Raw genomic sequence first — 5,594 nt, 5'->3', positions numbered from 1 at the left:
GGGGTGTTAGTATTTAAAAGCTGGCGATGACTTACTCTCACATGGCAAGTGCCACACTACCATCAGCGCTAAGAGGTTTCACTTCTGAGTTCGGGAAGGGATCAGGTGGTTCACTCTTGCTATTGTCGCCAGCAAACTGTTGTGGTGCTTTCGGGTCTTATTTGTAGTGTATTCACCACATGCCTTACTTACAATCCAAAGAGTTATTAACGGATTAGATTATTGAGTCGAAGTTTATTGCTTAGCAATCACTAAATCAAGTTCTTTGTTCAAGATCAGATTCAACTGATCTTTTATGAATCGATTATCAGCTTTACATACAACTGCTTGGGTGTTGTATAGTCAAGCCTCACGAGCAATTAGTATTGGTCAGCTTCACACGTCACCGTGCTTCCACACCCAACCTATCAACGTCCTAGTCTCGAACGGCTCTTTAGAGGAATAAATTCCTAGGGAAATCTTATCTTGAGGTAGGCTTCCCGCTTAGATGCTTTCAGCGGTTATCCCTTCCGAACATAGCTACCCGGCGATGCGACTGGCGTCACAACCGGTACACCAGAGGTTCGTCCACTCTGGTCCTCTCGTACTAGGAGCAGATCCTCTCAAATTTCCAGCGCCCACGGTAGATAGGGACCGAACTGTCTCACGACGTTCTAAACCCAGCTCGCGTACCTCTTTAAATGGCGAACAGCCATACCCTTGGGACCTGCTTCAGCCCCAGGATGAGATGAGCCGACATCGAGGTGCCAAACACCGCCGTCGATATGAACTCTTGGGCGGTATCAGCCTGTTATCCCCAGAGTACCTTTTATCCGTTGAGCGATGGCCCTTCCATACAGAACCACCGGATCACTAAGACCTACTTTCGTACCTGCTCGACTTGTGGGTCTCGCAGTTAAGCGCGCTTTTGCCTTTATACTCTACGCGTGATTTCCGACCACGCTGAGCGCACCTTCGTACTCCTCCGTTACTCTTTAGGAGGAGACCGCCCCAGTCAAACTACCCACCAGACATGGTCCTCGCCCCGGATTACGGGGCAGAGTTAGAACCTCAACATTACCAGGGTGGTATTTCAAGGACGGCTCCATTAGAACTAGCGTTCTAACTTCAAAGCCTCCCACCTATCCTACACAAGTAAGGTCAAAGTTCAATGTCAAGCTGCAGTAAAGGTTCACGGGGTCTTTCCGTCTAGCCGCGGGTACACCGCATCTTCACGGCGAATTCGATTTCACTGAGCCTCTGCTGGAGACAGCGCCGCCATCATTATGCCATTCGTGCAGGTCGGAACTTACCCGACAAGGAATTTCGCTACCTTAGGACCGTTATAGTTACGGCCGCCGTTTACTGGGGCTTCGATCAAGAGCTTCGCTTACGCTAACCCCATCAATTAACCTTCCAGCACCGGGCAGGCATCACACCCTATACGTCCACTTTCGTGTTTGCAGAGTGCTATGTTTTTAATAAACAGTTGCAGCGGCCTGGTTTCTGTGGCTGCCAATAGCTCAGGGAGCAAGTCCCATCACCGTCAGCAGCGTACCTTCTCCCGAAGTTACGGTACCATTTTGCCTAGTTCCTTCAGCAGAGTTCTCTCAAGCGCTTTGGTCTACTCGACCTGACCACCTGTGTCGGTTTCGGGTACGATTCCTGTGTAACTGAAGCTTAGAGACTTTTCCTGGAAGCATGGTATCAGCCACTTCACTGTACAAGTACAGCTTGCTATCAGCTCTCAGCATAGAGCACCCCGGATTTGCCTAAGATGCATGCCTACAGCCTTCCACCTGGACAACCAACGCCAGGCTGACTTAACCTTCTCCGTCCTCTCATCGCATTACACAGAAGTATTGGAATATTAACCAATTTCCCATCGACTACGCCTCTCGGCCTCGCCTTAGGGGTCGACTCACCCAGCCCCGATTAACGTTGGACTGGAACCCTTGGTCTTTCAGCGAACGGGTTTTTCACCCGTTTTGTCGTTACTCACGTCAGCATTCGCACTTCTGATACCTCCAGCATACTTCTCAATACACCTTCATCGGCTTACAGAACGCTCCCCTACCACTTACGCTAATGCGTAAATCCGCAGCTTCGGCACATAGTTTTAGCCCCGTTACATCTTCCGCGCAGGCCGACTCGACTAGTGAGCTATTACGCTTTCTTTAAAGGGTGGCTGCTTCTAAGCCAACCTCCTAGCTGTCTATGCCTTCCCACATCGTTTCCCACTTAACTATGATTTTGGGGCCTTAGCTGGCGGTCTGGATTGTTTTCCTCTTGACTACGGACGTTAGCACCCGCAGTCTGTCTCCCGGATAGTACTCATTGGTATTCGGAGTTTGCATCGGTTTGGTAAGTCGGGATGACCCCCTAGCCGAAACAGTGCTCTACCCCCAATGGTATTCGTCCGAGGCGCTACCTAAATAGCTTTCGGGGAGAACCAGCTATCACCAGGCTTGATTAGCCTTTCACCCCTATCCACAAGTCATCCCCTGGCTTTTCAACGACAGTGGGTTCGGTCCTCCAGTTAGTGTTACCCAACCTTCAACCTGCTCATGGATAGATCGCCTGGTTTCGGGTCTATACCCAGCAACTAAACGCCCTATTAAGACTCGATTTCTCTACGGCTCCCCTATTCGGTTAACCTCGCTACTGAATATAAGTCGCTGACCCATTATACAAAAGGTACGCAGTCACCGAACAAGTCGGCTCCCACTGCTTGTATGCATGCGGTTTCAGGATCTATTTCACTCCCCTCACAGGGGTTCTTTTCGCCTTTCCCTCACGGTACTGGTTCACTATCGGTCAGTCAGGAGTATTTAGCCTTGGAGGATGGTCCCCCCATATTCAGACAAGGTTTCACGTGCCTCGCCCTACTCGTCATCATTGTGTGTGCCCTTTCGTGTACGGGAATATCACCCTCTACGTTCGCACTTCCCAGAGCGTTCCACTAGAACACACACAACTTAATGGGCTGCTCCCCGTTCGCTCGCCGCTACTAAGGGAATCTCAATTGATTTCTTTTCCTAAGGGTACTGAGATGTTTCACTTCCCCTCGTTCGCTTCATAAGCCTATGTATTCAGCTTATGATACCCGCCTTATAGCGGGTGGGTTCCCCCATTCAGAAATCTCCGGATCAAAGGATATTTGCCGCCTCCCCGGAGCTTATCGCAGGCTATTACGTCTTTCATCGCCTCTGACTGCCAAGGCATCCACCACATGCACTTAATTACTTGACTATACAACCCCAAACAGTCGTTAACACATACAAGTGAGTGTTATCGTTGCAAACTTAATTGCTACCATCTGTTGTCCTGTGAATTTAATCACCGTACAGCTTCAATCTAATTCATATACCAAAACGCTTGATTCAGTTAATTTGCTAGTTCTCGGATTAAATATCTTCTTAACAATTGCTTGTTAAGCTTATATCTAATCGAGTTTGAACAATTTATTTCAGACTCAATTTTCTAATCTGTTAATGATTAACTACCACCTCGTCGGTGCGTAGTAAACTGTGATAAATCACAGAAGTTAATAAACCAAGACCATTCGATCTTCTTGTTTACTAAATTCTATAAGCTATCTTTGGAATTTAACTTTCGTTTTACATTACTTCGTAATGTATGGTGGAGACTAGGAGAGTCGAACTCCTGACCTCCTGCGTGCAAAGCAGGCGCTCTACCAACTAAGCTAAGTCCCCAGCTTATCACTTAATGAACGACATATCTTTCAATCTAAGCTACTGCAATCAGATTTGGTGGGTCTGACAAGACTTGAACTTGTGACCCCACGCTTATCAAGCGTGTGCTCTAACCAACTGAGCTACAGACCCTCAGATACATCTTCGAAGAACAACTTGTTGTGGATTCTTACCGATCGTCAATCTTTCGTTAAGGAGGTGATCCAGCCGCAGGTTCCCCTACGGCTACCTTGTTACGACTTCACCCCAGTCATCGGCCACACCGTGGTAAGCGTCCTCCTTGCGGTTAGACTACCTACTTCTGGTGCAACAAACTCCCATGGTGTGACGGGCGGTGTGTACAAGGCCCGGGAACGTATTCACCGCGGCATTCTGATCCGCGATTACTAGCGATTCCGACTTCATGGAGTCGAGTTGCAGACTCCAATCCGGACTACGATCGGCTTTTTGAGATTAGCATCCTATCGCTAGGTAGCAACCCTTTGTACCGACCATTGTAGCACGTGTGTAGCCCTGGCCGTAAGGGCCATGATGACTTGACGTCGTCCCCGCCTTCCTCCAGTTTGTCACTGGCAGTATCCTTAAAGTTCCCGACATTACTCGCTGGCAAATAAGGAAAAGGGTTGCGCTCGTTGCGGGACTTAACCCAACATCTCACGACACGAGCTGACGACAGCCATGCAGCACCTGTATCTAGATTCCCGAAGGCACCAATCCATCTCTGGAAAGTTTCTAGTATGTCAAGGCCAGGTAAGGTTCTTCGCGTTGCATCGAATTAAACCACATGCTCCACCGCTTGTGCGGGCCCCCGTCAATTCATTTGAGTTTTAGTCTTGCGACCGTACTCCCCAGGCGGTCTACTTATCGCGTTAGCTGCGCCACTAAAGCCTCAAAGGCCCCAACGGCTAGTAGACATCGTTTACGGCATGGACTACCAGGGTATCTAATCCTGTTTGCTCCCCATGCTTTCGTACCTCAGCGTCAGTATTAGGCCAGATGGCTGCCTTCGCCATCGGTATTCCTCCAGATCTCTACGCATTTCACCGCTACACCTGGAATTCTACCATCCTCTCCCATACTCTAGCTGACCAGTATCGAATGCAATTCCTAAGTTAAGCTCAGGGATTTCACATCCGACTTAATCAGCCGCCTACGCACGCTTTACGCCCAGTAAATCCGATTAACGCTCGCACCCTCTGTATTACCGCGGCTGCTGGCACAGAGTTAGCCGGTGCTTATTCTGCGAGTAACGTCCACTCATCCTAGGTATTAACTAGGAGAGCCTCCTCCTCGCTTAAAGTGCTTTACAACCAAAAGGCCTTCTTCACACACGCGGCATGGCTGGATCAGGCTTCCGCCCATTGTCCAATATTCCCCACTGCTGCCTCCCGTAGGAGTCTGGGCCGTGTCTCAGTCCCAGTGTGGCGGATCATCCTCTCAGACCCGCTACAGATCGTCGCCTTGGTAGGCCTTTACCCCACCAACTAGCTAATCCGACTTAGGCTCATCATTTAGCGCAAGGTCCGAAGATCCCCTGCTTTCTCCCGTAGGACGTATGCGGTATTAGCATTCCTTTCGGAATGTTGTCCCCCACTAAATGGCAGATTCCTAAGCATTACTCACCCGTCCGCCGCTAAGTGATAGTGCAAGCACCATCACTCCGCTCGACTTGCATGTGTTAAGCCTGCCGCCAGCGTTCAATCTGAGCCATGATCAAACTCTTCAGTTTAAAATCATTAGTAGCTTATGGCTACAAATCTTGGCTCATCAATTTTCTGACTAAAAATTCGCTCAAATAAACTTCGAGAAATTTCTACCATTCAATCAATGAAATATTTTCGATTGATCAACCAGTAAAAATCCACACAAGTTGTTCTTCTATTCTCTTAATGATCTTCT

General features: G+C 48.8%; 2 tRNA genes and 3 rRNA genes. All 5 read right to left on the bottom strand.

Annotation, left to right across the window (positions count from 1 at the left end):
• Positions 1-18 precede the first annotated feature (18 nt).
• Positions 19-133, bottom strand: a 5S ribosomal RNA gene (gene rrf / locus MMO42_RS18030).
• A 205-nt stretch (positions 134-338) separates the two neighbouring features.
• A 23S ribosomal RNA gene (locus MMO42_RS18025) occupies positions 339-3,231 on the bottom strand.
• A gap of 388 nt (positions 3,232-3,619) precedes the next feature.
• Positions 3,620-3,695, bottom strand: a tRNA-Ala gene (locus tag MMO42_RS18020).
• 55 nt (positions 3,696-3,750) lie between these two features.
• Positions 3,751-3,827: transfer RNA gene (locus MMO42_RS18015), tRNA-Ile, on the bottom strand.
• Between the two features lie 59 nt (positions 3,828-3,886).
• Positions 3,887-5,424 (bottom strand): 16S ribosomal RNA (locus tag MMO42_RS18010).
• The 16S, 23S and 5S rRNA genes sit together here with 2 tRNA genes alongside, the layout of an rRNA operon.
• Positions 5,425-5,594 lie beyond the last annotated feature (170 nt).

The sequence above is a fragment of the Acinetobacter sp. ANC 3882 genome, from assembly GCF_022549545.1.
Taxonomy (GTDB): Bacteria; Pseudomonadota; Gammaproteobacteria; order Pseudomonadales; family Moraxellaceae; genus Acinetobacter.
Note: the sequence above shows the minus strand (reverse complement) of the source record. Positions and strands in the feature narration are given on the sequence as shown.